General features: G+C 67.7%; 22 protein-coding genes and 1 tRNA gene. 15 read left to right on the forward strand and 8 right to left on the reverse strand.

The genetic code is table 11. From position 1 onward, the window contains the following. Window positions 1–26 precede the first annotated feature (26 nt). Window positions 27–737: a PxKF domain-containing protein gene (locus tag ATK74_RS02900; RefSeq protein ID WP_098459637.1), complete on the forward strand. Its 711-nt coding sequence runs from the start codon at window positions 27–29 to the stop codon at window positions 735–737. Between the two features lie 177 nt (window positions 738–914). Next, window positions 915–1,112 (forward strand): hypothetical protein, encoded by a 198-nt coding sequence (locus ATK74_RS02905; protein ID WP_098459638.1) that lies wholly within the window; start codon window positions 915–917, stop codon window positions 1,110–1,112. Window position 1,113: 1 nt separating this feature from the next. Here ATK74_RS02905 and ATK74_RS02910 read toward each other — a convergent pair whose 3' ends face one another. After that, complete coding sequence (locus tag ATK74_RS02910) at window positions 1,114–1,728, reverse strand: DUF2231 domain-containing protein (protein WP_098459639.1); 615 nt, start codon at window positions 1,726–1,728, stop codon at window positions 1,114–1,116. Window positions 1,729–1,800: 72 nt separating this feature from the next. After that, entirely contained in the window at window positions 1,801–2,274 is a 474-nt protein-coding gene (locus tag ATK74_RS02915) for a DUF4383 domain-containing protein (RefSeq protein WP_245840646.1), read from the reverse strand. A gap of 215 nt (window positions 2,275–2,489) precedes the next feature. Between ATK74_RS02915 and ATK74_RS02920 the strand changes: the two genes are divergently transcribed. Further along, window positions 2,490–2,687: a hypothetical protein gene (locus ATK74_RS02920; RefSeq protein ID WP_098459641.1), complete on the forward strand. Its 198-nt coding sequence runs from the start codon at window positions 2,490–2,492 to the stop codon at window positions 2,685–2,687. 36 nt (window positions 2,688–2,723) lie between these two features. On the opposite strand, the gene ATK74_RS02925 is transcribed toward ATK74_RS02920, so the two are convergent. Further along, window positions 2,724–2,797: transfer RNA gene (locus ATK74_RS02925), tRNA-Gly, on the reverse strand. A 142-nt stretch (window positions 2,798–2,939) separates the two neighbouring features. On the opposite strand from ATK74_RS02925, the gene tig reads away from it, so the two are divergent. The 6 genes from tig (at window position 2,940) to ptsP (ending at window position 9,179) form a co-directional block, all read left to right on the forward strand. Continuing rightward, window positions 2,940–4,286: a trigger factor gene (gene tig / locus ATK74_RS02930; protein ID WP_098459642.1), complete on the forward strand. Its 1,347-nt coding sequence runs from the start codon at window positions 2,940–2,942 to the stop codon at window positions 4,284–4,286. Window positions 4,287–4,461: 175 nt separating this feature from the next. After that, complete coding sequence (locus ATK74_RS02935; protein ID WP_098461923.1) at window positions 4,462–5,058, forward strand: ATP-dependent Clp protease proteolytic subunit; 597 nt, start codon at window positions 4,462–4,464, stop codon at window positions 5,056–5,058. A gap of 8 nt (window positions 5,059–5,066) precedes the next feature. Further along, entirely contained in the window at window positions 5,067–5,711 is a 645-nt protein-coding gene (locus ATK74_RS02940) for an ATP-dependent Clp protease proteolytic subunit (protein ID WP_245840647.1), read from the forward strand. Window positions 5,712–5,786: 75 nt separating this feature from the next. Next, the gene (gene clpX, locus ATK74_RS02945) at window positions 5,787–7,079 is read left to right on the forward strand and encodes an ATP-dependent Clp protease ATP-binding subunit ClpX (protein WP_098461924.1); all 1,293 of its coding nucleotides are present in this window, start codon (window positions 5,787–5,789) and stop codon (window positions 7,077–7,079) included. A 138-nt stretch (window positions 7,080–7,217) separates the two neighbouring features. After that, window positions 7,218–7,487, forward strand: a complete 270-nt coding sequence (locus ATK74_RS02950) for an HPr family phosphocarrier protein (protein ID WP_098459643.1) — start codon at window positions 7,218–7,220, stop codon at window positions 7,485–7,487. 3 nt (window positions 7,488–7,490) lie between these two features. Beyond that, window positions 7,491–9,179, forward strand: a complete 1,689-nt coding sequence (ptsP, locus tag ATK74_RS02955; RefSeq protein ID WP_098459644.1) for a phosphoenolpyruvate--protein phosphotransferase — start codon at window positions 7,491–7,493, stop codon at window positions 9,177–9,179. Between the two features lies 1 nt (window position 9,180). Here the strand turns inward: ptsP and ATK74_RS02960 are convergent, their stop codons facing one another. The 4 genes from ATK74_RS02960 to ATK74_RS02975 all read right to left on the reverse strand — a co-directional run bounded on the left by ATK74_RS02960 (window position 9,181) and on the right by ATK74_RS02975 (window position 13,566). After that, entirely contained in the window at window positions 9,181–9,636 is a 456-nt protein-coding gene (locus ATK74_RS02960) for a septum formation family protein (RefSeq protein ID WP_098459645.1), read from the reverse strand. Between the two features lie 3 nt (window positions 9,637–9,639). Next, window positions 9,640–12,219, reverse strand: a complete 2,580-nt coding sequence (valS, locus tag ATK74_RS02965) for a valine--tRNA ligase (protein ID WP_098459646.1) — start codon at window positions 12,217–12,219, stop codon at window positions 9,640–9,642. Window positions 12,220–12,280: 61 nt separating this feature from the next. Then, window positions 12,281–13,042, reverse strand: a complete 762-nt coding sequence (locus ATK74_RS02970; RefSeq protein ID WP_098459647.1) for a DsbA family protein — start codon at window positions 13,040–13,042, stop codon at window positions 12,281–12,283. Beyond that, a complete protein-coding gene (locus ATK74_RS02975) occupies window positions 13,039–13,566 on the reverse strand; it encodes a DoxX family protein (protein WP_245840648.1) in 528 nt (175 codons plus the stop codon). Before ATK74_RS02975 ends, ATK74_RS02970 begins: the two co-directional genes overlap by 4 nt. Window positions 13,567–13,625: 59 nt before the next feature. Between ATK74_RS02975 and ATK74_RS02980 the strand changes: the two genes are divergently transcribed. From ATK74_RS02980 to ATK74_RS03000, 5 genes are all read left to right on the forward strand, one after another. Next, window positions 13,626–14,972: a bifunctional folylpolyglutamate synthase/dihydrofolate synthase gene (locus ATK74_RS02980; protein WP_098459648.1), complete on the forward strand. Its 1,347-nt coding sequence runs from the start codon at window positions 13,626–13,628 to the stop codon at window positions 14,970–14,972. 31 nt (window positions 14,973–15,003) lie between these two features. Continuing rightward, entirely contained in the window at window positions 15,004–15,420 is a 417-nt protein-coding gene (gene ndk / locus ATK74_RS02985) for a nucleoside-diphosphate kinase (RefSeq protein WP_098459649.1), read from the forward strand. Beyond that, complete coding sequence (locus ATK74_RS02990; RefSeq protein WP_143483540.1) at window positions 15,399–16,679, forward strand: CPBP family intramembrane glutamic endopeptidase; 1,281 nt, start codon at window positions 15,399–15,401, stop codon at window positions 16,677–16,679. The genes ndk and ATK74_RS02990 overlap by 22 nt, the downstream gene beginning before the upstream one ends. Window positions 16,680–16,713: 34 nt before the next feature. Beyond that, the gene (locus ATK74_RS02995) at window positions 16,714–17,394 is read left to right on the forward strand and encodes a nucleoside/nucleotide kinase family protein (RefSeq protein ID WP_098459651.1); all 681 of its coding nucleotides are present in this window, start codon (window positions 16,714–16,716) and stop codon (window positions 17,392–17,394) included. A gap of 78 nt (window positions 17,395–17,472) precedes the next feature. Then, window positions 17,473–19,410, forward strand: a complete 1,938-nt coding sequence (locus ATK74_RS03000; RefSeq protein WP_098459652.1) for a TIGR03960 family B12-binding radical SAM protein — start codon at window positions 17,473–17,475, stop codon at window positions 19,408–19,410. Window positions 19,411–19,433: 23 nt separating this feature from the next. Here ATK74_RS03000 and ATK74_RS03005 read toward each other — a convergent pair whose 3' ends face one another. Next, window positions 19,434–20,543 carry a hypothetical protein gene (locus tag ATK74_RS03005; RefSeq protein WP_098459653.1) on the reverse strand — a complete coding sequence of 370 codons (1,110 nt, stop codon included), beginning with the start codon at window positions 20,541–20,543 and terminating at the stop codon, window positions 19,434–19,436. Between the two features lie 387 nt (window positions 20,544–20,930). On the opposite strand from ATK74_RS03005, the gene ATK74_RS03010 reads away from it, so the two are divergent. After that, window positions 20,931–22,508: a SpoIID/LytB domain-containing protein gene (locus ATK74_RS03010; protein ID WP_143483541.1), complete on the forward strand. Its 1,578-nt coding sequence runs from the start codon at window positions 20,931–20,933 to the stop codon at window positions 22,506–22,508. The last annotated feature ends 36 nt before the right edge of the window (window positions 22,509–22,544 follow it).

Below are 22,544 nucleotides of genomic sequence, written 5' to 3' on the forward strand. Positions count from 1 at the left end.
CTCCACAAGACTCTCAGGAGGTATCGATGAGCAAAGCCCGTCTGGCCCGCACCCTGATCGGGGTCGGTCTCACTCTCGTTCTGAGCAGCATCGGACTGGTTCCGGCCAGTGCGGCGTCGGCTCCCGTGATCACCTGGGACTCCCAGATCGTCAATGGGGCCAGCTACCTCTTCGGTGAGGTGCCCAGCGCTCCGACCTGCACCGCGACCGAGGACGGCGTCCCGGTCACCTGCACGGTCGAGGGCTACTCCGCTGCGGTCGGCACCCAGGTGCTCACCGCCACCGGTGTCGCCAGCGACGGTGTGACCACCACCGTGGACACTCGGACGTACACCGTGACCGCCTGGAGGCTGAAGGGCTTCGACCGGCCGGTCAAGAACAACGTCGTGAACAAGGTGAAGGCCGGTTCGACCGTGCCGCTGAAGTTCCGGGTCTACCAGGGCGCAACCAAGGCGAAGTCGGTCAGCGTGGTCTCCAGCATCACCGCGCAGCGCTTCGACTGCGCCAGCCTGGCCCTGGTCGGTGACCCGGTGTCGGTGACCGCCGACCGCAAGGGTCAGCGACTGCGCTACTACGACGGCCGGTTCCACCAGAACTGGAAGACCCCGAAGCTGAGCGCACCGCTGTCGGTGACCAAGGCCAAGGGCAAGAAGCCGGTCCGCACCGCCGCCTGCTACCGGATCGTGCTCACCACTCAGGATGCGTCGACGCTGTCGGCGACCTTCCAGCTCCGGTGAGCTAGCCCTCTCCGTCAGCCCCGCAGCGCGCCCCGCGCTGCGGGGCTGACGCGCGTCCACGAGGGTTCGTCTCGTCGCCAGCCGATCGACTAGCCGACGCCGTCGGCTGCCGCTACAATGGGAGCGCTTCCGGTCGGGGGGACCGGAGCGAACTTGCCGCATCGGGGGGTAGCGCAAGTGAAGTATGTGTTCAGAATCCTGTTGGTTCTCGGCACTGTCGTTGTCGGCAGCGCCTTGATCGCCAACCTTGCATTCGGTTCGGCCCTGGTTCAGACGACACTTGCTGCCGTCGGTTCGCAGGGCCTTTTCATTGGTCTGCTGACCAGTGGATTGGTGGGGGCGCTGCTGACCCAGGAGTACTGGCTCACCGCCTGAGCTATTCGGTGGGCGAGTGCTCTTCGGGATCGGTCGCGGATCCGAAGGCAGCGCTGCTCGCGCCCAGGCCATCTGATGGCTGGTCGTGAGAGCCGTACTTGCGGACCAGAGTCAGGTGCCCGCCGAGGGCACCTGACAGTCCGACTGCTGCCATCGCCAGGCCACTCCACACCGCTGCCGCCGGCGTCCAGTTGCGCCGCCGCAGCAGGTAGGACGTGGTGGCGCCGGCCACGCCCAGCAGGTTCAGGCCCAAATGGGCGACTCCTACTCGACGACTTCGCGGATCGGCGTGCGTCCACTCGGCAAGACCGGTGGCGGCCGCAGGCAGGGCGGCCAGACAGGCCAGTCCGGTCAGCAGCCTGCTCTGCCGGGCGGCTCCCGGGCCCTGGGTCAGATCCAGGATCATCGCGCTGGTCAGAGCACCGATGGGCAACTGCACCACCACTGGATGCAATGCGTGCCCGAGCGCTCGTCCGCGGAGCAAGTCACTGGCCGGCCCATGGCCGAGCAGGTGACGCAGGGGGAGCTCCAGCCGATCGCTCAGCCGTCCCAGGACGGGTTGTTCTTCTAGGTACTCGGCAAACTCGGTGAAGATCGACTTCGATGCTGACGCCATGAGCGCCTCCTTGTTGCTATGGGTTGGCCCCCGCCCGGTCAGACCGGGGACGGGGGCCGCGTGCAGTGGTGGCTAGAGCTGCCGGGACGGCGGAGCGATGTGTGCGCTGCGGTCACGGGTGAGCAGGAAGCCCGCGGCGATCATGGCGACCGCCAGCACGAGGTGGAGCCAGTTGTCGGCGTTGTTCAGCGGGACGAAGTTGGCGCCGTGATCGTGCGGGACGACCAGTCCGTAGACGAGCAGCACCGCGTAGACCGCGCCGCCCCAGATCAGGTACGACCGGGCCGACGTGGCCATCCGAGAGAAGACGAAGCCGCCGACTCCGAACAGCAAGTGGACGATGTTGTGCAGGATCGAGACCTGGAAGATCCCCAGCAGCATGGCTCCCGAGCCGTGCCCGGCGAACATCAGCTGGTCGTAGTTGGTCGTGACCCCGGGGATGAAGCCGAGGATCCCGACGACCCCGAAGACCACGCCGAAGATCAGCGCCGCGGTCTGTACCGGGGTCTCGGTCATGCGCGAGGGACGCATGGATTGTGCAGTCATGAAGTGCCTTTCACAGGGGGACTGTCACCCCTTCTGTACCCAGCCGGCAGCCAGCCAACCCCGGCCCGCTGCGATCAGGGCTCGCACTGAGTGCCCTTGTCACCCGCAAGAGGGTGGCCGGATTGCTCATCTGAGACCCCGCTCGCGTGCCGTAGAATCGGGTCGCTAGCGATCGGGGGGATCGCTACAACTGGAGCTCGGGGGCGCTCATCATCATGAAGTATCTGTTTCGTGTTGCCATCGTTGTCAGCGTCGTTGTGGTCGCAAGCGTGATCGTGGCCAACTTGGTGTTCGGCGTTTCTTTCCTTCACCCGTTGCTCGCTGCGGTCGGCCTGCAGGGCCTGTTCGTCGGTCTGGTGACCGCTGGGCTGGTGGCCGCGCTGCTCACCAACGAGTACTGGCTGACTGCCTGACCCGATCGCTGATCCTGGGTCGGCCCACGCCGCCTGTGGAGCGGATGACGGGAATCGAACCCGCGTAGCCAGTTTGGAAGACTGGGGCTCTACCATTGAGCTACATCCGCGCGGTGGTTACCTTAGCTCAGAGCTGCGCGAGAACGCTCATCGGCGTCGTCCCGCGTGCCTCTGACTTCGGCGAGTGTGACCACGCCGAGCGGGCTGGCTAGGATTAGCAGGTCTGTCTACCTTCCGATCCAGGAGCCCGCATTGCCCAGCACCGTCGAGCAGCTCAATCCGTCCCGGGTGAAGCTCACCATTGAGATCCCCTTCGCCGATTTGAAGCCCCATCTGGACAAGGCATACCGCGAGATCGCTTCGCAGGTGTCCATCCCGGGCTTCCGCAAGGGCAAGGTGCCGAACCTGGTGATCGACCAGCGCTTCGGCCGGGCCGCAGTCCTGCAGGAGGCGATCAACGCCGCACTGCCCACCGCCTACGAGGCGGCCATCATCGAGTCCGAGATCGTCCCGCTGGGCGAGCCGGCCATTGAGGTGACCAAGCTCGAGGACGGCGACGTCATCGAGTTCACCGCTGAGACCGACGTCCGCCCCGAGTTCTCCGTGCCGGACTTCGCCAAGCTCAAGGCCACCGTCGAGCCGCTGCGTGAGGTCGAGGCCGAGGTCGCCGAGCGGATCGACCTGCTGCGTCGTCGCTTCGCCACCTCCGTGGAGGTCGACCGCGCCGCCGCCGACGGCGACCAGGTCGTCATCGATCTGGTCGGTACCCGCGACGGCGAGCCGCTGGAGGACGCCACTGCGGACGGGGTCAGCTACGTGCTCGGCTCCGGCGGCATGATCGACGGTCTGGAGGAGGCCGTGATCGGTCTCAAGGCCGGCGACACTGCCGAGTTCTCCTCGACCCTTGTCGGTGGCGCCTTCGAGGGCGAGCCGGCCGACATCAAGGTCACCGTCAAGAAGGTCAACGAGCAGAAGCTCCCCGAGCTGGACGACGAGTTCGCCTCGATGATCTCCGAGTTCGACACCGTCGAGGAGATGAAGGACGACCTGGCCAAGGCCGTCGAGCAGCTGCTCGCCAACGAGCAGCAGGCCGAGGGTCGCAACAAGGTCCTGGAGGCGCTGGTCGCCGCGGCCGAGCTCGAACTGCCGGAGACCTTCCTGAGCAGCCAGCTGGCCGCTCAGCGCTCTCAGATCGAGACCCAGCTGGCTCAGGCCGGGCTGACCCTCGAGCGCTACCTGACCCAGTCGCAGGACGACGCCGGCACTCCGGAGGAGTTCTGGAAGCGTCAGGACGAGGGCCTGGAGCGCGCGCTGAAGGCGCAGCTGATCCTGGACAAGATCGCCGAGGACAACGAGGTGACCACCGAGCAGAGCGACCTCACTCAGCTGATCGTGTCGAAGGCCGCGGCCAACGGCACCAGCCCCGAGCAGGAGCTGCAGCACATGATGGAGCACGGCCACGCCAACGAGTGGCTGGGCGAGATCCGTCGGAACAAGGCCCTGGGCCTGGTGCTGGACAAGGCCAAGATCGTCGACACCGCCGGCAAGAAGGTCACCCTGACCGCTCCGGAGGCGGCGGACACCCTCCCCGAGGAGTGAGCTGAATCAACCGGCAGCGGCATCGTCCAGTAGGGCGGTGCCGCTGCCGCATTTCGGGCCCTTCCGCGCGGCTGCGCCCACAGCGAACAGGGCCTGGAACCATGCCGATTTCGGCGATCCAGCGGGTAGGTTCGCCTCCGTGAACGATTACCGAGCCAATCAGCACGGCCCGTCCATGGCGGGCGGTCCCGGTGGAGTCGGCATGTCCGACTCGGTCTACCAGTCGCTTCTGGCGAACCGGATCATCTTCCTGGGATCCGAAGTCAAGGACGACAATGCGAACGCCATCTGCGCGCAGATGCTGCTGTTGAACGCCGAAGACCCGGTCAAGGACATCTACCTGTACATCAACTCCCCGGGTGGCTCGGTCGACTCCGGCATGGCGATCTACGACACCATGCAGTGGATCTCCAACGACGTCGCCACTGTGGCCATGGGCCTGGCCGCGTCGATGGGCCAGTTCCTGCTTTCGTCCGGTGCCAAGGGCAAGCGGTTCGCGCTGCCGCACAGCCGGATCATGATGCACCAGCCGTCCGGTGGCCTGGGCGGAACGGCCTCCGACATTCGGATCCAGGCCGAGCAGTCGCTGCACATCAAGAAGACCATGTCCTCGCTGATCGCAGAGCACACCGGTCAGACCGTGGAGCAGATCGAGAAGGACTCCGATCGGGACCGTTGGTTCACCGCGGAGGAAGCTCTCGCCTACGGCTTCATCGACCACGTCTACGAGCGGGCCGCGCAGATCAAGATCGCCGACGCCCCGAACCAGTGAGGAACCTCATGAGCACCCTGCCCCATGGGCTGGCGCCGGTCGGCCCCAGCATGGACTACTACATCCCGCAGTGGGAGGAGCGCACCTCCTACGGCATGCGTCGGGTCGACCCGTACACCAAGCTCTTCGAGGACCGGATCATCTTCCTGGGCACCCCGATCAGCGACGACATCGCCAATGCCGTCATGGCCCAGCTGCTGTGTCTGCAGTCGATGGATCCGGAGCGTCCGATCAGCATCTACCTGAACTCGCCCGGTGGCTCGTTCACGGCGCTGACCGCGATCTACGACACCATGCGCTACATCAAGCCGGACGTTCAGACGGTCTGCCTGGGTCAGGCGGCCTCGGCTGCGGCCGTGCTGCTGGCAGCGGGCACCAAGGGCAAGCGGCTCGCCCTGCCGAACAGCCGGATTCTGATCCACCAGCCGGCCACCGAAGGCGGCTACGGGCAGTCCTCCGACCTGGAGATCCAGGCCCGGGAGATCCTGCGGATCCGTTCGCTCATGGAGGGCATGCTCGCCGAGAGCACCGGCCAGAGTGTGGAGAAGATCAGCCGGGACATCGAGCGGGACAAGTACCTGACCGCCGAGGAGGCCGTTGAGTACGGCATCGTCGACGACATCCTGACCTCGTTGAAGGACATCCAGCCCTGACCCGCCGCCGGACCTTCCTGGTTGCACCAGGAAGCCGGCGTTATGGTGAGTCACCGACACGGAGGGAAAGGCATCGTGGCACGAATCGGAGAGACCTCGGATCTGCTGAAGTGCTCTTTCTGCGGGAAGAGCCAGAAGCAGGTCAAGAAGTTGATCGCCGGTCCCGGCGTCTACATCTGCGACGAGTGCATCGACCTGTGCAACGAGATCATCGAGGAGGAGTTCGCCGAGACCCCGGACACCGGGCTGCTCGATGAGCTGCCCAAGCCCAAGGAGATCTGCGCCTTCCTCGACACCTATGTGATCGGGCAGGAGAAGGCCAAGAAGGCGCTGTCGGTCGCGGTCTACAACCACTACAAGCGGGTCCAGGCGCAGGCGGCCACTCCCGGTCGCCGGATCGCCGACGACGAGCTGGTCGAGCTCGGCAAGTCGAACATCCTGCTGATCGGCCCGACCGGCTGTGGCAAGACCTATCTGGCCCAGACCCTGGCCCGGATGCTGAACGTGCCCTTCGCCATGGCGGACGCCACCGCGCTGACCGAGGCCGGCTACGTCGGTGAGGATGTCGAGAACATCCTGCTGAAGCTGATCCAGGCCGCGGACTACGACGTGAAGAAGGCCGAGACCGGGATCATCTACATCGACGAGATCGACAAGGTGGCTCGCAAGAGCGAGAACCCGTCGATCACCCGGGACGTATCCGGCGAGGGCGTCCAGCAGGCATTGCTGAAGATCCTGGAGGGCACCACTGCCTCGGTGCCGCCGCAGGGCGGCCGCAAGCACCCGCATCAGGAGTTCATCCAGATCGACACCACCAACATCTTGTTCGTGGTGGGCGGTGCCTTCGCCGGCCTGGAAGAGATCATCAACGCCCGGGTCGGCAAGCGTCCGCTGGGCTTCAACAATGATGCGGCCATTCGCCGTCCGGCCTCGCTCAATCCGTTCGAAGAGGTCCGGCCGGAGGATCTGCACCGGTTCGGCCTGATCCCCGAGTTCATCGGACGACTCCCGATGATCTCCACCGTCGAGCAGCTCGATCAAGAGGCGCTGGTCCGGATCCTGGTCGAGCCGAAGAACGCGCTGATCAAGCAGTTCCGCAAGCTCTTCGAGCTGGACGGGGTCGACCTGGAGTTCACCGAGGACGCCATCAAGGCCATCTCCGAGGTGGCGCTCAAGCGCGGCATCGGCGCCCGCGGCTTGCGCTCGATCCTGGAAGAGATCCTGCTCAACGTGATGTACCACGTACCCAGCGACGAACAGGTCGCTCAGGTCGTGGTGAATGCGGCAGTCGTCAACGAGGGTGCCTCGCCGCAGATGCTCACTCGGGCCCAGCTGGTCCGCAATGAACGCCGGGAGCGCTCGGCCTGAGCCGTCCCGGAACCGGTGCCGAGGCTCTCGGCACCCAAGGTCTCAGCTTGGTGTAGATCGACGCTGTGATTGCCATCGCGGCCCGCGGGTATGCCATTGTTGAGCCTCGGAGTTGGTCGTTCGCACAAGGAGTTCCCTATGCCCACCCGTCACGTCGCCATCGCCTCCTCGGTTGGCCTGCACGCCCGTCCTGCCTCGCTGTTCGTTCAGGCTGCCACTGCGGCCGGCCTGCCGATCACGATCGCCAAGGAAGGCGGCAAGCCGGTGGATGCCCGCAGCATCTTGATGGTGATGGCACTGGGTGCCAAGCATGGCGAGACGGTCACCCTCTCCGCTGAGGGCGATGGAGCCGACGCCGCCCTGGACTCGCTGGTCGAGCTGCTCTCCCGCGATCTCGACGCCGAGTAACCGATGACCACCGACCTGGCGCACACCTTCCACGGGATCGGCGTCAGCGCCGGTACCGCCGTCGGGCCGCTGGTGTTGGTGCGGCCGGCTCCGCAGCCGCCCGCCGACGAGGCGCCCACCACCGACGCCGCCGCAGCCTGGGCCAAGGTCCAGGCCGTGCTCGAGGAGGTGGCGGCCGGCCTGGAGGCTCGCGCCGCCGCTGCGGACGCCCACGCCAAGCCGATCCTGGAGGCCGGCGCCATGATGGCCCGCGACCCCGGACTGGCCGCCGGCATCGAGACTCAACTCGGCGCCGGACTAGGCGTCACCCATGCCGTGGCCGCTGCCGTGGCCGAGTACTGCGCGATGTTCGAGTCGCTGGGCGGCTACATGGCCGAGCGAGTCACCGACCTTCAGGACGTCCGTGATCGCGCCGTGGCCCGGCTGCTCGGTGAGCCCGAGCCGGGGGTGCCCGCGTTGAGCGTCCCGTCCGTCCTGGCTGCGCACGACCTGGCTCCGGCCGAGACCGCGACCCTGACCGCCGACACCTGCCTGGGCATCATCACCGAGGCCGGGGGGCCGACCAGCCACACCGCGATCCTGGCTGCCCAGCTGGGCATTCCCGCGGTCGTCCAGGCCGTCGGCATCCTCTCGGTGCCGGTCGGCACCACGGTCGCCCTGGACGGCGGGGTCGGCGAGATCACCGTCGACCCGACCGCCGAAGAGGTGGCCCTGCTGGCTGAGCGCAAGCGGCGCCGCGAGGCTGCTCTGGCCGGTGGCACCGGCAAGGGCTGCACCAAGGACGGCTACCCGGTGGCCCTGCTGGCCAACATCGGCACCGTCGAGGACGCCCGCCGCGCGGCCGCCCAGCCGGTCGAGGGGGTCGGCCTGTTCCGCACCGAGTTCCTGTTCCTGGATCGCGACACCATGCCGACCCTGGAGGAGCAGACCGCCACCTACACCGAGGTGTTCTCCGCCTTCGGCGAGCGCCGGGTCGTGGTGCGCACCCTGGACGCCGGCGCGGACAAGCCGCTGAAGTTCGCCGATCTCGGTCCGGAGGAGAACCCGGCCCTGGGTCGCCGTGGCCTCCGACTGGGCATGATCCGCACCGACGTGCTGGACACCCAGCTGCAGGCGTTGGCTGCGGCCTACCACGCGACCGGCGCGGACGTCCGGGTGATGGCCCCGATGGTGGCCACCCAGGCCGAGGCGGTCTGGTTCGCCGAGCGGGTCCGGGCCTTGGGCCTGCCCAAGGTGGGCGTGATGATCGAGGTGCCGTCCGCTGCCATCCGCAGCCGCGGCATCCTCTACCACGTCGACTTCGCGTCGCTGGGCACCAACGATCTGCAGCAGTACACGATGGCTGCCGACCGGATGCAGGGTGAGCTGGCGTCTCTGCTCGACCCGTGGGAGCCGGCCCTGCTCGACGTGATCGCCATGGCCTGCGAAGGCGGCCACACCATGGGCAAGCCGATCGGTGTCTGCGGCGAGGCCGGCGGCAACCCCGGCTTGGCGCTGGTGTTGGTCGGGCTCGGCGTGACCAGCTTGTCGATGGCTCCCAGCAAGGTGGCCGCGGTACGCACCGTACTGGCCGCTCACACCCGGGAGCAGTGTCAGCAGTTCGCTGCGGCCGCCCGGGCTGCGACCAGCGCAGGAGAGGCGAAGCGCGCCGTGCTGGCGATCGCCGACCCGATCCTGGCCGACCTGATCTGAGCTACTTGGCGACGCCGCGCAGGCTGCCGGTGACTCCGCCGTTGGGCAGTCCGACCAGGCAGACCAGGGCGCGATCCTTCGCGCTCTTCCAGGTCTGCTCGGTCGGGCTCAGGTAGGTGAAGCTGTACTTCGACTTCTTCAGTGGGGTTCCGACGAACTCGGCGAAGGCATCGGTGCAACGCTGCTCGGACTGCTTGGCCAGGGCCACATCGCCGGGGTAGTCGGTGCCCTCCAGCTCGGTGAGCAGGAACGCTTCCCAGTAGTGCTCCTGGTCGCAGGGCAGCAACTCGAGCTTGGTCACCGACCCGGTGCCGAGCTCTCCGACGCAGTCGCCGGCCCTGATCGCGTACGCGTCCGCCGTGGTGGGCGCCGTGAGCCGACCGGACGGGTCCCGCACCGGCGCGGCGCAGCCGGCCAGCAGCACCGCAGCAGCGGCGACGGCCACCCAGGCCCGCATGGCTCAGCTCTCCTCGGCCGGCTTCAGTTCCACGGCGATGCTCAACGGAGCGTCCGCCTCGACCCAGTCGATGGCCGGGAGGATCCGGCCCACCGCACGCAGGTCGGCTTCGGCCTGCTGCAGCCGGGCCAGAACGTCCGCCGGGCCGGTGAAGGTGGCCGAGGTGGCTTCGGTCTTCATCGAGACCTTTGCCTGGGACTTGGCGCCGCGGATCCCGATCAGGGCAGCCGCGATGTCGTCCAGCAGCGCGGGCACGCCGTCGCTGGGCAGCTCGTCAACGGTCGGCCAGGCGGCCAGGTGGATCGAGCCGTCCTGCCACCACGACCAGACCTCTTCGGTGACGAACGGCAGGAACGGCGCGAACAGCCGCAGCTGGACGCCCAGCGCCAGCCGCAGGGCAGCCCGCGCCGAGTTGGCGCCGGCGCCCTCGGTGTAGGCGCGCTCCTTGACCAGTTCCAGGTAGTCGTCGCAGAACTGCCAGAAGAACTTCTCGGTGGCCTCCAGGGCCGTGGAGTAGTCGAATGCCTCGAAGGCCGCCGAGGCCGCGCGAACCACCTCGACCAGCTGAGCCAGCATGGCCAGGTCCACCGGCTCGGTGACGGCGGCGTCCGCAGCCTCGCCGAAGCCCAGGATGAACTTCGAGGCGTTCAGGATCTTCATGGCAAGGCGACGGCCGACCTTCATCTGGGTCTCGTCGAAGGGCGAGTCCATCCCCGGGCGGGCCATGGCCGCGCGCCAGCGGACGGCATCCGAACCGAACCGGTCCAGGATGTCGGTGGGCACCACCACATTGCCCTTGGACTTGCTCATCTTCTTGCGGTCGGGGTCGACCACGAAGCCGGAGATCGCGGCCCGGCGCCAGGGCAGTTCCTGGTGCTCGAAGTGGGCCCGGACCACCCGGGAGAACAGCCAGGTGCGGATGATGTCGTGGGCCTGCGGGGCGAGATCCATCGGGAAGGTGAGCCGCCACAGCTCCTCGTCCCGCTCCCAGCCGCAAGCGATCTGCGGGGTCAGCGACGAGGTGGCCCAGGTGTCCATCACGTCCGGATCGCCGATGAAGCCGCCGGGCACACCACGCTGCTCGGCGGTGTAGCCGGGCGGGCAGTCGCTGGACGGGTCGACCGGCAGAGTTTCCGGCGCTGCGGTGATCGGGTGCTCCAAGTCGGGCTCGCCCTCGGCGTCCAAGGCGTACCAGACCGGGAAGGGTACGCCGAAGAAGCGCTGCCGGCTGATCAGCCAGTCGCCGTTGAGGCCGTTGACCCAGTTGGAGTAGCGGTGCCGCATGTGATCGGGCACCCAGGCCAGCTGCTCGCCACGGGCCAGCAGCTGCTCCTTCAGCTCGTCATCGCGACCGCCATTGGTGATGTACCACTGCCGGGTCGAGACGATCTCCAGCGGCTTGTCGCCCTTCTCGTAGAAGTTCGCCATCCGCTGGGTGGGCTTCGGCTCGCCGTCCAGGTCGCCGGAGGCGCGCAGCATGGCCACGACCGCCTCGCGGGCGCTGAAAGTGGTCTTGCCGGCCAGCTCGGCATAGGCCGACGAGTCGGTCAGCCACTCCGGGGTCTCGGCCAGCATCCGTCCGTCCCGGCCGATCACGGTGCGGGTCGGCAGCCGCAGCTCACGCCACCACTGGACGTCGGTCAGGTCACCGAAGGTGCAGCACATCGCGATGCCCGCGCCCTTGTCCGGCTCGGCCGCGCTGTGCGCGAGCACCGGGATCTCGACGCCGAAGATGGGCGAGGTGACCGTGGTGCCGAACAAGTGCTGGTAGCGCTTGTCGTCGGGGTGGGCGATCAGCGCGCAGACGGCGGGGATGAGCTCCGGACGCGTGGTCTCGATGTAGATCGGCTCGCCATCGGGACGATGGAAGGCGACCCGGTGGTAGGCGCCGGGGTAGTCCCTGGCCTCCAGCTCGGCCTGGGCGACCGCGGTCTGGAAGGTGATGTCCCACAGCGTCGGCGCCTCGGACAGGTAGGCCTCGCCGCGGGCGTAGTTGTGCAGGAAGCCGAGCTGGCTGATCCGCTGCGACTCGGTGGAGATGGTGGCGTACAGCTGGCTCCAGTCCACGCTCAGCCCGAGCGTCCGCCACAGGTTCTCGAAGGCGATCTCGTCGACCGCGGTCAGCTCATGGCACAGCTCGACGAAGTTGCGCCGGCTGATCGGCACCTGCCGCTTCGGGTCGGGCTTGGCCGGCGGAGTGAAGTCCGGGTCGTAGGGCAGCGAGGTGTCGCAGCGCACCCCGTAGAAGTTCTGCACCCGGCGCTCGGTGGGCAGGCCGTTGTCGTCCCAGCCCATCGGATAGAAGACCTGCTTGCCCTGCATGCGCTGGTAGCGGGCGATCACGTCGGTGTGGGTGTAGCTGAACACGTGGCCCACGTGCAGCGAACCGGACACGGTGGGCGGCGGGGTGTCGATGCTGAACACCTGCTCGCGAGACTCCGGCCGGTGGAAGGTGTAGGTGCCCTGGTCGCGCCAGCGCTCCACCCACTTGGCTTCCAGACCTTCCAGCACCGGACGCTCAGGTACACCGCCGCTGGCCGAAGCGGGAGCGATCGGTGCGGTCTTCTGAGCGTCTGCAGTCATGGGCTGAATCATATTGAGGGTGCCGAAGGCCCGTCACATCGGCCCACGGCGCCGCCTCGACTCAGCTGAACTTCTTGATCAGCTGACCGAGCTGGTCGGGGCTGGCGAACTCCTTCAGCGCGACGTCGTGACCGTTGACCCGGAAGGTCGGCGTCCCGGTCACGCCGGCCTTGGCGCCGGACTCGTCCTGGGCCTGCACCCACTTCTGGGTCTGCTTGCCGTCGTAGCACTTCTGGAAGGTGGTCAGCTTGTCGCCGGTGAGGCTGAGCTTGGCCGGGATGGCATCTCGCAGCACCGAGTCGGCGTAGCCGGCGCCTTCCTTCTGGGGCTGGTTGGCGAAGAGCTGGTCGTGGTACTGCCGGTACTGGCCGACGACGTCCGCGCAGGCCGCACCGATGCCGGCCCGCAGCGAGGAGTCGTTCTGCAGGTTCACGTCCAGGAAGATCATCGGACGGTAGTGCAGCTCGATCTGGCCGGAGGAGGCCAGCTGCTCCAGGGCGTCGCCGTAGATCGTCTCGAACTGGTTGCAGATCGGGCACTGGTAGTCGAAGAACAGCTCGACCGCCGGCACGCCGGACTTGGCCGCACCCGGGTAGGGCAGGATGCCTTGATCATTGGCCAGCGCGTTCGGCGGGCTGATCTGTTCGGCGGACGGGGCCGCCGTCGTGGCCTTGTTCGCCTGCGAGATCAGGACGACCGCGAAGACCGCCACGATCACCAGTACCAACAGGCCGGCGCCGACGCCGATGATCCGGGTCAGGCGCTGCTGATTGGCCTTGGCCTGCTCCGCCTTGCGCAGCTGCTCGCGCCGGTTCTGGGTCATCGAAGGTTCTCCTGGTCGTCGACGGTGGTGGGCTCGGCGGCGGCGAACAGCCAGGCGTCGAGGGCGAAAACGGAGGTGGGGCGCCAGATCGTCCAGACGCCGAGGAGGAGCAGCCCGACGTCGCGGGCGACCTCGAGCGGGTACTGGGTCTGGCTCGGATCGACCGCCCCGCCCGGGGCGAAGCAGCCGCAGTCGATCGAAATGCCGCGCACCCACACCGAGATGATGCCGATGATGAAGGCCAGCATCAGGGCCGAGCCGAGCACGGCGGCGATCCGCGTGAAGGTGCCGGTGACCAGCATCAGGCCGATCACGATCTCGACGATCGGCAACGCCGTGCCGACCAGCCAGGTGATCTCGAAGGGCAGCAGCTTGTAGGCGCGGACCGAGTTGATGGCGGCATCGATCGAGGTGATCTTGAGCGCGCCGGCGATCATCAAAGTGAGTCCCAGGACCAGCCGGGCGACCAAGGTCACCCAGCGCTGCCAGCCCTTCTTCGGCCCGGCTGTGGCCTCTTCACGCACCCGGTCAGTATAGGGGGACGCCTCTGTGTGAAGCCGGGTCCGGCTAGGCTTGGATAGTTATGAGTCGAACCCACGCAGAGATCGTCAACGCTCTCCAGTCCCGCTGGCCGGAGCACCAGGTCGGCCGCGGCCAGGAGCGCGTCCGCGCACTGTGCGATCTGCTCGGGTCGCCGCAGGACGCCTGCCCGGTGATTCTGATCACCGGCACCAACGGCAAGGGCAGCACGGCCATCATGATCGACACACTGCTGCGGTCGCTGGGACTGCGGGTCGGACGCTACTCCAGCCCGCACCTGGTGAACCTGACCGAGCGGATCTGCATCGACGGTGAGCCGATCGCCGACGACGTGTTCGACGAGCTCGTCGAACAGATCCAGCCGATGATCGACATCGTCGATGCGCAGCAGCTCGATGGCATCTCGCTGACCTTCTTCGAAGTGATGACCGCTCTTGCCTACGCCGCCTTCGCGGACGCGCCGGTGGACGTCGCCGTGGTCGAGGTCGGGATGGGCGGCACCTGGGATGCCACCAACATCACCGATGCCGAGGTCGCCGTCGTGACCCCGATCGACTACGACCACACCGCCATTCTGGGCAGCACCCTGACCGAGATCGCCATCGAGAAGTCCGGCATCATCAAGGCTGGCGCCAAAGCCGTGCTGGCCGCCCAGACCCCCGAGGCCGGGGCGGTGCTGCTGGCCCGCAGCTCCGAGGTGGGCGCTGAGGTTCGCCGCGAGGGGATCGAGTTCGGGCTGATCGAGCGGGCTCCTGCCGTCGGCGGCCAGGTGATCCGGGTCGAGACCGCGGACGGACCGCTCGGTGACCTGCTGCTGCCCCTGTTCGGTGCCCACATGGCCCACAACGCCGCCCTGGCCGTGGCCGCCACCGAGGCCTTCCTCGGTGGGCGTCCGCTGCCGGCCGAGGTGATCGAGGAGGGCTTGGCCGCGGTGCGAGCACCGGCCCGCCTGGAGATCGTCCGGCGCTCGCCGACCGTGCTGCTGGACACCTGCCACAACCCGCACGGAGTCCGGGCGACCCTGGCTGCGCTGACCGAGTCGTTCGCCTTCTCGCCGCTGATCGTGGTGCTGGCCATGATGGCCGACAAGGACGTTCCCGGTGTGCTGCAGGAACTGGCCGAGGAGGCCACCGTGGTGGTCTGCACCACGATTCCGGGTAGCTCGCGGGCACTGGGCGCGGTCGAGCTGGCCGAGACTGCCATCGGAGTCCTCGGCGATGACCGGGTCCGGGTCGCCGAAGAACTGCCCGAGGCGATCGAGATGGCCGTCCAGCTGGCCGATGAGGCCGGCCCGGGCGCCGGCATTCTGATCGCCGGCTCGGTGTACCTGGCCGGAGCGGCGCGGACGCTGTTGGCCAACTCGTCCACAGCTTCGGAAGCCGACGACTGATCGGCTGGTCGCTCCCGGTAGGGTTTCGGGCATGACTGATCTTCAACGGACCCTGGTGCTGCTCAAGCCGGACGCCGTTCGTCGCGGGCTGGCCGGCACGATCCTGGCCCGCTACGAGGCGAAGGGCCTGTCGCTGGTGGCCGCAGAGTTGCGCCACGTCGATGCCGCCCAGGCCGATGCGCACTACGCCGATCACGTGAACCAGCCGTGGTACCCGCCGCTGCGCACCTACATCACCTCCGGTCCGCTGGTAGCCGTGGTGCTGGAAGGGCCGTCGGTGATCGAGGTGGTGCGCGGCCTCAACGGCGCCACCAACGGCATCGCCGCTACTCCGGGCACCATCCGCGGTGACTTCGCACTCTCCAATCGGGAGAACCTGGTGCATGCCTCCGATTCACCCGAGTCCGCAGCAAAGGAGATCGCGCTGTGGTTCCCGAACCTGGTGTGACGCCGGACGTCCCGGAGACTCCGACATCGGGTTCACCGGTGCCGGAGAACCCAGCGACGGCAGGTCTGCCGCCGGTATCGCCAGTGGCCCCGGGTTGGCCGGACGCTCCGCAGGCTGCTCCGGGATGGCCGGGCACCGCGCCGGGCTACCCGCCTCCACCCGGTTGTCCGCCGCAGGCCGGCTACCCGCCGCAGGCCGGCTATCCCGTCCCACCGGACTATCCGCCGCCGGGGTATCTGTGGGGCGGCGGCCCGGTCGGCTATCCGGCAGGGCCGGGGGGTCAGGCTACGCCTGGTGACCAGTGGGCTGCCTACCAGCCGCCGTATCCGGCCGCTGAGCCTCCACGTCCGTCCGCGCTGCCGGTGGAACCGAAGGCCTTCCACGAGTTCTACCGCGCGCCGCGCTTCCGCTGGTGGAAGCCGCTGGCGGCGATCGCGCTTCTGGCGGCGGTGTGGTTCACAGTCTCGCTGGCTCTGGTCGGCGGGGCCATGGCCTACGACGTCGCGACCGGGAGGCTCTCCTCGGTCTGGGAGGCCATGACGAAGATGACGCCGTGGATGTTCACGGCCAACAATGTCAGCCTGGCCCTGTTCATCCCGATGGCGGTGCTCACCAGCTGGCTGGTGTACGGGCAGCGTCCGCGGTGGTTGACCTCGATCACCGGGGGCTTCCGCTGGGCGCTGTTCTGGCAGTTCGCGCTGATCGCCGTGGTGCCGTTGTCGATCTCTCTGCTGCTGGACGGGTTGGGTGACCTGACCTGGAACGCCGACTCGCTGTTCCTGATCGTGGCCATCGTGCTCACCACCCCGTTCCAGGCGGCCGGTGAGGAGTACATGGCCCGCGGCCTGCTGGCCCGCTCGGTCGGCTCCTGGTTCGCCAATCGCTGGCTCGGTTTCGCGGTGGCGACGGTGGTGTCCTCGCTGGTCTTCATGGGAATGCATGTGGCCGGTGATCCGTGGCTCAACCTGTTCTACTTCTCCTTCGGCGTGATCGCCTGCGTGGTCACCTGGCGCACCGGCGGGCTGGAGGCCGCCATCGCCCTGCATGTGGTGAATAACCTGATCGGGGAAATCAGCCTGCCGTTCGGGGCGTTGGAACACATGATGGATCGGCAAGCCGGCGTGGCCGGACCGGGCGTCCTGATCCAGATCAGCATGATCGCGGTCGTCGGTGCGTTGATGTGCTGGTGGGCTCGCCGCCGCAAGCTCAGCACGACTGCGGCCCCGTTGGCCGATGTTGCGACTTCCGAGTTATCCTGAAATCCTGCGGCAATTTCGCTGACGAAGGTACGAGATGACTAACGATGTGCTGAGTGCGGTCGACGCTGCAACCGGACTGAAGTGGCTGCGGGCTCGGATCCGCGCCCGAACCGGCCGGACCCTGGTGGGGATCGACGGTGTCGACGGTGCCGGAAAGACGACATTCGCCGACGATTTGGCGACCATGTTGCGCGAGTCGGGCCTCGAGGTGATTCGCATTTCGATGGACGACTACCTCAACCCGCAGTCACGCCGTTACGCCCAGGGCCGGGCGTCCGCGCAGGGCTTCTTCGAGGACAGCTACGACTACGAGCGGTTCACCGACGATGTGCTGGAGCCGCTGGCTCAGGACGGCTGCGGTCGCTACCGCACTGCGTCCTACGACCTGAACTCGGAGACCGAGGTCAAGTCGCCGTGGCGAATCGCCCCCGATGATGCGGTCGTGGTGATCGACGGCATGTTCATTCACCGCAATGAACTCTGTCGGCAGCCCGGACGCAAGGTCTGGGACATCTCGGTGTGGCTGGAAGTGCCGTTCGAGACCTCCTTCGAGCGGGCCTCCGAGCGTGACTCCAAGCTGGGCGCAGATCCCGAGGATCCGCGCAACGCCCGGTACTACCAGGGTCAGCTGCTCTACCTGCGTTCCTGCGATCCGGCCAAGCGGGCCGACCTGGTGGTCGACTACGCCGCGCCGCACCAGCCGCTGGACGACTGAGCGTCCACCGACGCCAGGATTGTGCTTAGCCGGGCCCGGCTACGCCCTGACCCGACGATTGCATAGGCTGAGCGAACTATGAGCGCCCACGTGACGTCCCTGTATCCGCGGCTGGAACCGCTGCTGGCCCAGGTCAGCAAGCCGGTGCAGTACATCGGCGGCGAGGTGAACTCGGTCACCCGTGACTTCGACACCGCCGAGGTGCGCTGGGTGCTGATGTACCCCGACGCCTACGAGGTGGGCCAGCCGAACCAGGGGATGGCGATCCTCTACGAACTGCTCAACGAGCCCGACTGGATGCTCGCCGAGCGCAGCTTCTCGATCTGGCCGGACCTGGCTGCGCTGATGCGCCGGGACGGCGTGCCCCAGTTCACCCTGGAGAACCACCTGCCGATCAAGGCCTTCGACCTGATCGGGGTGAGCTTCTCCACCGAGCTCGGCTACACCAATCTGCTCGAAGCCCTCGATCTGGCCGGCATCCCGCTGCACAGCGCCGATCGCGGCGAGGACGATCCGCTGGTGATCGCCGGTGGCCACGCCGCCTTCAACCCCGAGCCGATCGCCGACTTCATCGACGCCGCCGTGCTCGGTGACGGCGAGGAAGCGTCGATGCGGATCTCGGAGCTGGTCCGATCCTGGAAGCTCTCCGGACGTCCGGGCGGACGCGACGGCTTGCTCGACCAGCTGGCCCAGCGCGGTCTGGCCTACGTGCCGTCCCGCTACCAGGTCAGCTACGGCCCCGACCACGCCATCGCCGCGGTGCAGGCCCGTCCGGGGATCCCCGCACGGGTGCGCAAGCACACCCTGATGGAACTGGACGAGTGGCCCTACCCGGCCAAGCCGATCGTGCCGCTGGCCGAGACCGTCCATGAGCGCTACTCGGTGGAGATCTTCCGCGGCTGCACCCGGGGCTGCCGGTTCTGCCAGGCCGGGATGATCACCCGTCCGGTGCGGGAGCGGAACATCCAGACCGTCGGCAAGATGGTCGAGGCCGGGCTGGCCGCCACCGGGCTGGAAGAGGTCGGCCTGCTGAGCCTGTCGAGTGCCGACCACTCCGAGATCGGCCCGATCACCAAGCAGCTGGCCGAGCGCTACTCCGACAGCTTCGTCTCGCTGTCGCTGCCGAGCACCCGGGTGGACGCCTTCAACATCGACCTGGCCGCCGAGCTGAGCCGCAATGGCCGCCGCTCCGGCCTCACCTTTGCTCCCGAGGGCGGCACCGAGCGGCTGCGCAAGGTGATCAACAAGATGGTCACCGAGGACGACCTGATCCACACCGTGGCGGCCGCGTTCGGCGCCGGCTGGCGGCAGGTGAAGCTCTACTTCATGTGCGGCCTGCCCACCGAGACCGATGAGGACGTGGTGGCGATCGCCGGCATGGCCGCCCGGGTCATCGAGGAGGGCCGCCGGGCAGCTGGCACTCGAGACGTCCGGTGCACGATCAGCATCGGCGGCTTCGTCCCCAAGTCACACACGCCATTCCAGTGGGCCGCCCAGGCGGACCCGGAGACGATCGACCGGCGGCTGCGCCTGCTGCGCGAGAAGGTGCGCGAGGATCGCCGCTTCGGTCGGGCGATCTCGGTGCGCTACCACGACGGCAAGCCGGGCATGATCGAGGGCCTGCTCAGCCGTGGCGACCGTCGGGTCGGCGCGGTGATCGAGCGAGTCTGGCGCTCCGGCGGCGTGATGGACGGCTGGAGCGAGCACTTCTCCTTCGACCGCTGGGTGGCCGCCGCCGAGGCTGAGCTGGCTCCGCACGGCATCGACCTGGAGTGGTACACCACCCGGGAACGTCCGGTCACCGAGGTGCTGCCCTGGGATCACCTGGACGCCGGGCTGGACCGCGACTGGCTGTGGCAGGACTACAGCGATGCCATCGCCGGGGCCGGCGTGGACGACTGCCGCTGGTCGGGCTGCTACGACTGTGGGGTCTGCCCCGAACTCGGCACCGAGATCCAGATCGGGCCGACCGGACGGTCTCTCTTGCCGCTGACGGTGGTCCAGCACTCCGCCTGAGCCCGCCGCCGGCTCGCGGTCGGTCAGCTGGGGTTGGTGGCGCGGTTTGGCGAGTTGATGCCGAGTCGGGTGGCCGTGTCGTGGGTGAACAGCATGTTGCCGAAGTCTTTGCGTGCCTGGTTCAGGAGTTCGGGCTCTTGGGTTTCGTAGTAGGTGAGGGGTTCGCTGTACCAGGGTCCGAGGTCTGTGGCTTGGACGAGGTAGTGGGTGTTGTCGAGTCGGGTGGTGTTCCAGTTGTCCAGGTTGTGGGCGTTGCTGAGGTGGGCGTCGGTGAGGATCTGAATGCCGCACGGGGTGGGGACGTACTGGGCCCACAGTTCGGGGTGGTGTCGATAGACCCGGTTGTCGTAGTCGGGCTGCATCGATAGGAAGTCGGACCAGCTGTGGTGGTGGAGCATGCCGTAGGCGAGGTCGTCGAGCGGTGCGGTGCGCATGGCGGCTCGTAGGGTGTCGATGATGGCGACCCAGTTCTGTTCGGCCGGGCCGAGAGCCATCTCGGCGTAACCTGGAGCACCAACAGTCAGGTATCGGTACTGGTTGCGCTTCTGGTGCCTGGCCTGGGCTAGGCACACGGTGCTGGTGCGGGCCTCTGTGAGGATGGCAGACTTCGCTCCTTCGAGGTCGAACGGAAAGCTTGCAGTGAGGTTGAGGTTGACCAGGATCTGGTCGTCGCCGTCGGCAGCCCATTCGATCAGGTGGGTGAGGACTCGCTGGAACAGGGCAGGGTCGCCTGGCCAGGCGCCTCCGGTGTCTTGGCCTTCACCTTGCTCCGGTCGGTAGGCGAGCCCCGCGCGCCAGTTCGGCAGGTTCTCGATCTTGCGTAGCCATGAAGGCCGGCCAACGGGTTTGGCCCCGGTGAGGGTGCCCTGGACCCCGGCGGCGGCGAGTTTCGCGGCGAGTTCCTCGAGGGCGGGCCTCATCTCGCGGGGCATTCCGTCGGTCTCGAGCATCCAGCCATCCGGCCCGGGGAACCACACGCCCCTGGCCGGAAACTCGCCGTCGTACTCGGGAATCAACTCGTTCAGAGTGTCGCCGTCGACCACGTCCTCGGTGACCAAGAGCAGCAGGTTCTCTCCCTGCCCACCACTGATCGCCCGCGCCGAGCGCGCGATGCCCTTCCAATCAATCTCCACGGGCCCATCCTTGCCGGTGCGGCGGACGGCTGGGCTGGCGCGCGCGGCCTGTCCTGGTTCTGACCGTCGGAGTCGGGTCAAACCCGAGAAAGGTCCCGATATCGGAGGCTTGGTCGGGGGGCCGGAGGTGCAACCCGATTTCGGTCCCGATCTGGGGAGTTGCGCAACCCGGATCGGGTACCAAAATCGGGTGTGAGCGGGGAGTGGTTCCGTGAGCGGCCCAGATCGGGGCCAAACTCGGGTGTGAGCTCGACGGGTGCGACTCTCGTTCTCTGCGCGGCGGTTGCGTGGGGGCGACTGGCCCTCGCGGCTCCTGTTGGTTGGCCGAAGGTGCCCCAGACCAGTTGATCGCGCGCGGCGACCCGCCGTGCGTGGCATGGTGGAGGGGTGCGTCCCTCTCATCCGGTTCGGTTGCTGCTCGCCCTGATCTGCTCGTTCGCCCTGGTCGGCTCGCTCTCGATGGCGACAGCCGTCCCGGCAGTTGCGGCGGCCGGCTACAAGCTCACCGCCGGCGGGACTCGGGTGACCACCTCGGACAAGGCGGCCAAGCTCACCGTCACGGTGACCAAGGCAGGCAAGGCCGTGGCCAAGGCCACCGTGCTGCTGCAGTACCGCAAGGGCAACTCCTGGGCCACCGAGAAGAAGGTCACGGTGAAGCGGGGCAAGGGCTCGGTGTCGGTGAAGCATGCCGTCGGCGACCGGCGCTACCGGTTCAGCATCTCGGGAGTGGCCAGCGCGGAGTTCGTGGTGCGGGTGGTGCCGGCCAAGTTCACGATCAGCGGGTCCGGGGCCGGGCACGGGGTGGGGCTGTCCCAGTACGGCGCCTACCAACTGGCGAGTAGCAGTCGGCTCACCACCGAGCAGATCCTCGAGCACTACTACACCGGGGCCTCTCTGAGCACGGCCAACAACAATCCCAGGACGGTGAAGGTGCAGGTCCTCGGCCCGCCGTCCGACTCCCGCAAGACCACCACGCTCACCATTGGCTCCGGCGGGTTCAGCGTGACCGGTGATGGCAAGCTGCTGAAGACCTACCCGACCCCGGGCAAGGTAGCCATCGGTGTCAGTGGCTCCAAGGTCACGGCGAAGGTGACGCTGGCCAACGGCAAGGTGAAGAACCAGAACCTGCCATCCAGCAGCCGGCTGACCCTCACCTGGACCGGCGGCCCGGTCACCGTTGACGGCGCACAGGGTTCCTACAAGGCCGGCAACCTGCAGGTCACGGTGCGCTCCGGACGTCCGAACGTGGTCAACGAGCTGGCCATGAACACCGACTACCTCTACGGCATCGACGAAATGCCGGCCTCGTGGGGTTCGGCCGCAGGCAAGGGAGCGGCGGCGCTGCGGGCCCAAGCAATCGTGGCCCGCACCTACGTGATCAAGCGAGTACTTGCGCTGAAGGACAGGTACTCCGGCGACGGACTGGGTGACGTCGACCCCGCCTGCGACTGCCACGTCTTCGACGACCAGCGCAGCCAGAACTTCACCGGCTGGAAGAAGGCCGGGCCCACGGCCAGCAAGCCGTGGGTGGATGCGGTGAAGGCCACGATTCTCGGATCGGAGGTCCAGGTGTTGCGAGACCCCCTCAATGGGCTTGCCGAGACGCCGTTCTTCGCCTCGTCGGGCAAGGGTGGCGGCACGGCCAACAACGCCGACGCCTTCGGGACGCCCCCGCTGCCGTATCTGGTCTCGATCGCCGACCCGGCCTCCGCGTCCGCGCCCGGCAACCCCTATACGTCCTGGACGCGCACGCTCACTCAGGCGCAGCTGGCCACCGCGCTGGGCGTCACGGAACCGATTCGCTCGGCGACAGTGGCCGAGACCTATAGCGGTGGGCTGGTGAAGACGATCAGCTACACCACGGCGTCCGGTGCCCAGGTCCTCCTGCCATCCCGGACCTCCGAAGCCTGGCGGACCCGGCTGGGCCTGCCCGGAGCCTGGGTCAGCAAGATCACCGGGAAGTAGCAGCCCGCCGAACCGCGGCCGGACTAGCGTGGAGCC

The sequence above is a fragment of the Propionicimonas paludicola genome (genome assembly GCF_002563675.1).
In the GTDB taxonomy this organism is placed as follows: domain Bacteria; phylum Actinomycetota; class Actinomycetes; order Propionibacteriales; family Propionibacteriaceae; genus Propionicimonas; species Propionicimonas paludicola.